The following is a 4,635-nucleotide window of genomic DNA, read 5'->3' on the forward strand; positions in this document are numbered from 1 at the left end:
AAGCAGGTTGCTGCTGCCTGAGTGTCGTGATCGGGACGGGCGAAAAACTCGTCCTGCTCGGCAGGATCGTCGGAGTGCATGGTGTGCGGGGCGAGCTGAAGCTCGAATCGTTCACCGAACCCCGGATGCAGATTTTCCGCTATCAGCCTTGGCTCCTTCGGTCTGCTGCTGGCGAGAAACGTGTTGACGGTTGCATTGGGCGCGCCCAAGGCAAGGGAATGGTCGTGGAATTGCCCGACATCGCGGATCGCGATGCGGCAGTGTCGCTGACCGGGGCGGAAATCTGGGTGGCGCGGTCGGCATTGCCGGCAGCGAAACCAGGCGAGTACTACTGGTCGGATCTCGAAGAACTCGAGGTGGTGACGCTGGAAGGCGTGTCGCTCGGCAAGGTGTCCCATATGGTGGCGACCGGTGCGAACGATGTGCTGGTGGTCAAGGATGAAAAGCGCGAACGGCTGATTCCGTTTCTGATCGACCGGTTCGTGATGAAGGTGGATTTCGAGTCGGGCCGCATCTCGGTCGACTGGGATCCGGACTTCTAGTCCCGATGCGCATCGACGTCATTACGCTGTTTCCGGATTTCATCGAAAGCAGTGCGCGGGTTGGTGTGGTGGGGCGAGCGCGGGAACGCGGGTTGCTGCAGATCGCAACCTGGAATCCGCGTGATTTTGCCAGCGACAACTACCGTTCGGCCGACGACAGGCCCTACGGCGGCGGTCCTGGGATGGTGATGATGATCGATCCATTGCGTCGAGCGCTCGCGAGCGTGCGCTCCGCAGCAGGATCGGACAGTGAGGCGAAGGTGATCTATCTGAGTCCGCAGGGATCGCGACTCGACCAGGCAAAAGTGGTGGAACTCGCACAGCGCGATCATCTGATTCTGCTGAGCGGACGCTACGAAGGCGTGGATGAACGGTTTCTCGAGAACGCGGTCGACGAGGAAATTTCAGTCGGCGACTACGTGCTCTCTGGCGGCGAGCTTGCGGCGGCGATCGTGATCGACGCGGTGGGGCGCCTTCAGGAAGGTGTATTGAACGATGCGGAATCGGCCGCGCAGGATTCGTTTTCGAACGGATTGCTCGACTGCCCGCATTACACGCGACCCGAACAGGATGCGTGGGGTGATGTACCACCGGTGCTGAAATCCGGTGACCATGCGGCGATCCGCCGCTGGCGCCTGAAGCAGTCGCTGGGCAGGACCTGGTTGCGCCGTCCGGATCTTCTGGAGCGGCTGGAACTGGACAAGAAAACGCGCGCGCTGCTGGTGGAATTCCAGCGCGAGCACGACCCAACAACGACGCCGGGTCGCAGATGCGAATCCGACGAATGACATTTTCAGACCATTGGTGAGTGTGATGAACCTGATCCAGCAATTCGAAGCCGAGCAGATGACCCGTACGCTTCCGGCGTTCAGCCCGGGTGACACGGTGATCGTCAACGTGAAGGTCAAGGAAGGGACCCGCGAGCGCGTGCAGGCCTATGAAGGCGTGTGCATCGCACGCAAGAACGCCGGCCTCAATTCCGCCTTCACCGTGCGCAAGATTTCGCACGGAACCGGCGTCGAGCGCGTCTTCCAGTCGCACAGCGCGGCGATCGATTCGGTCGTTGTGAAGCGTCGCGGCAAGGTCCGCGGTGCGAAGCTGTATTATTTGCGCGGCCTCGAAGGCAAGGCGGCACGCATCAAGGAAGACCTGAGCGCGCACACCAAGCCTGCGGCCTGATTCCCCCACGAAAAAAACGTCTTGGAGCATCGAGTCGCGTCTGTGCTCCTCGTCAGAAGCGGCCATCGGCAACGATGGCCGCTTTTTTTTTGATCGGAACGCGCCGACGCGAACGCAACCCGCGCCGCTTGCAGCCTTTTGCCGAGCGAGTCTGACGGGGCGAAGCGTCGATGAATCTTGAACCACCGCACGGCACCTCCATATGCCTCGCATCCCCTGCAAAGAGAGTCTGCCATGGCCGCCGCACCCGAAACCCGCGCTTTCGAAGCCGAAGTCTCCCAGGTCCTGCATCTGGTCACCCATTCGCTGTATTCGCACAAGGACATCTTCCTGCGCGAGTTGATCTCGAATGCTTCGGACGCGTGTGACAAGTTGCGCTTCGCTGCCTTGTCCGACGCGTCGCTGACCGCCGACGACGCGGATCTGCATATCGACCTATCGTTCGATCGCGACGCACGCACACTGACCATTCGTGACAATGGCGTCGGCATGAATCGCGACGAAGTGATCGAGAACATCGGCACCATCGCGCGCTCGGGTACGCGCAAGTTCCTCGATTCACTGTCCGGCGATGCGCGCAAGGACACGCAGCTCATCGGACAGTTCGGCGTCGGCTTCTATTCTGCGTTCATCGTCGCGGACAAGGTCACGCTGACCACGCGCAAAGCCGGCCATGCGGACGGCGAGGGTGTGCGCTGGGAATCCACCGGTACGGGCGAGTACACGCTGGAAACGGTCGAATCCGTACCGCGTGGAACGACGGTCGTGTTGCACCTCAAAGCGGATGAGTCCGAATTTCTCGATGCATGGAAGCTTCGCGATCTGGTCAAGCGCTATTCCGACCATGTCGCGTTTCCGATCCGCTTGCCGGTACAGAAAGACGGCAAGCCGACCGACGAGTTTGAAACCGTCAATCACGCAGCCGCGTTGTGGGCCCGCCCGAAAGCGGAGATCACCGACGAGGAATACCAGGCGTTCTACAAATCGTTGTCGCACGACTACAACGACGCGCTCGCGTGGTCGCACAACCGTGTCGAAGGATCGCAGAGCTACACCTCGCTGCTGTATGTGCCGGAAAAGCAGCCGTTTGACGCGGTGATGAGCGGTCGCGATGAGCGCAAGGGACTCAAGCTGTACATCCGTCGTGTCTTCATCATGGACGCGAGCGAGCAGCTGCTGCCGAACTACCTGCGCTTCGTGCGAGGCGTGGTGGATTCGGACGACCTGCCGCTCAACGTCAGCCGCGAAATCCTGCAGGAAAACCGCCTCGTTTCGCAAATCCGCAGCGCGTGCGTGAAGCGCGTGCTTGATTTGCTCGAGAAGATCGCGAAGGACGAGCCGGAAAAATTCCAGCAGTTCATCGCGGCCTTTGGCAATACGCTGAAGGAAGGGATCGCCGAAGACACCGGCAACCGCGAGCGCATCGCCAAGCTGTTGCGTTTTGCATCGACGAAATCCGACGACACGCACAAGAACGTTTCTCTCGATGACTATATCGGTCGCATGCAGACCGGTCAGGACGTCATCTGGTACGTGACGGCCGATTCACATGCTGCGGCAAAAGGAAGTCCGCAGATCGAAGCGCTGCGTGCAAAGGATGTCGAAGTATTGCTGCTCAGCGATCGCATCGACGAGTGGATGATCGGTTACCTCGGCGAGTACGCCGGCAAGAAATTGCGCAACGCCGCGAAGGGCGACCTCGATGCGCCGGACAGCGGCGAAGTGGAGCGCCGCAAGCAGGTGGACGAGGCAGCCGCCCCTGTCTTGAAGAAAATCACGGACGCGCTCGGCTCGCTGGTCAGCGAAGTTCGGGTCAGCTATCGCCTCACCGACTCGGCGTCATGCATCGTGCTCGCCGAGCACGACATGGCTCTGCACATGCAACGCCTGCTGCGCGAGGCGGGCCATGACGTTCCCGGCAGCGAACCGATTCTCGAGATCAACCCGGCACATCCGCTGTTGCGTGCGCTCGAAGCGGAAGCCGACGAAGCTCGGGTCAACGACCTCAGTCTGCTGTTGTTCGAGGAAGCGCAGCTGACGGCGGGTGACCAGCTTGCGGATCCTGCGGCGTTCATCGCGCGCGTGAATCGTGTTGCGCTGGGCCTCTCGGCCTGACCGAGGTGGCGTCGGACGTCCAACACACGTCCGGCGCTTGGTTGTGACACGTCCCTCTCCAGTCGTCATTCCCGCGAAAGCGGGAATCGCTCTGCGCGAAGCTCATCCATACGGTGGCGCTTCTGCAAAGAACGTTTGACGCATCGCCGTCGGGATGACTGGCGGTGGCGAGCGATTCCCGCTTTCGCGGGAATGACGTCATCGAAGGGAGGATCCCCGCTTTCGCGGGAATGACGTCGTCGAAGGGATTGTGCCCGTTGCGCGGAGTTCACCAGGCGGCGCAATCACGCGTGCTAACATCGCAGCTCCCGGCTTTGGCCGTCCAAACGACAGGCGCCATGCAGATCGAGACCAAACTGCCCAAGGTCGGTACCACGATCTTCTCGGTAATGAGCCAGCTCGCAATGGAGCACAAGGCGGTGAACCTGGGCCAGGGGTTTCCCGATTTCGACGGACCGCAAGCGTTGCGCGATGCGCTCACGCGCGCGATGAACGATGGCCGCAACCAGTACGCCCCGATGACCGGCGTGCCCGCATTGCGCGAGGCCATCGCACGCAAGACAGAATGCTTGTACGGTCGCAAGGTCAACGTCGATTCCGAGGTTACGGTGACCTCCGGCGCAACCGAGGCGCTGTTCTCCGCGATTGCCGCAGTCGTGCGTGCCGGTGACGAGGTCATCGTTCTCGACCCTTGCTACGACTGCTACGAGCCGGCGATCGAACTCAACGGCGGCCATGCAGTCCATGTGGCGCTGAATCCGCTCGATTTTTCACCGGACTGGCAGAAGATCAAGGATGC

The 4,635-nt window shown here is 61.1% G+C and carries 5 protein-coding genes; all 5 read left to right on the plus strand.

Going from position 1 to position 4,635, the window contains the following annotated elements; translation table 11 throughout:
- Positions 1-29: 29 nt before the first annotated feature.
- A complete protein-coding gene (gene rimM, locus ABIV12_RS11040; protein ID WP_348059206.1) occupies positions 30-542 on the plus strand; it encodes a ribosome maturation factor RimM in 513 nt (170 codons plus the stop codon).
- A 5-nt stretch (positions 543-547) separates the two neighbouring features.
- A complete protein-coding gene (gene trmD / locus ABIV12_RS11045; RefSeq protein ID WP_348059200.1) occupies positions 548-1,330 on the plus strand; it encodes a tRNA (guanosine(37)-N1)-methyltransferase TrmD in 783 nt (260 codons plus the stop codon).
- 25 nt (positions 1,331-1,355) lie between these two features.
- Positions 1,356-1,721: a 50S ribosomal protein L19 gene (gene rplS, locus ABIV12_RS11050; protein WP_348059208.1), complete on the plus strand. Its 366-nt coding sequence runs from the start codon at positions 1,356-1,358 to the stop codon at positions 1,719-1,721.
- 234 nt (positions 1,722-1,955) lie between these two features.
- Positions 1,956-3,836, plus strand: a complete 1,881-nt coding sequence (gene htpG / locus ABIV12_RS11055; RefSeq protein WP_348059202.1) for a molecular chaperone HtpG — start codon at positions 1,956-1,958, stop codon at positions 3,834-3,836.
- A 338-nt stretch (positions 3,837-4,174) separates the two neighbouring features.
- On the plus strand, positions 4,175-4,635 hold a 461-nt coding region (locus tag ABIV12_RS11060; RefSeq protein ID WP_348059204.1), incomplete at its 3' end, for an aminotransferase class I/II-fold pyridoxal phosphate-dependent enzyme.

It is taken from the genome of Dokdonella sp., assembly GCF_039926425.1.
Classification (GTDB): domain Bacteria; phylum Pseudomonadota; class Gammaproteobacteria; order Xanthomonadales; family Rhodanobacteraceae; genus Dokdonella_A.

Coding starts and splice junctions, on each gene's coding strand:
- trmD (WP_348059200.1), top strand. CDS start 548: ATGCGCATCGACGTCATTACGCTGTTTCCGGATTTCATCGAAAGCAGT.
- rplS (WP_348059208.1), top strand. CDS start 1,356: ATGAACCTGATCCAGCAATTCGAAGCCGAGCAGATGACCCGTACGCTT.
- htpG (WP_348059202.1), top strand. CDS start 1,956: ATGGCCGCCGCACCCGAAACCCGCGCTTTCGAAGCCGAAGTCTCCCAG.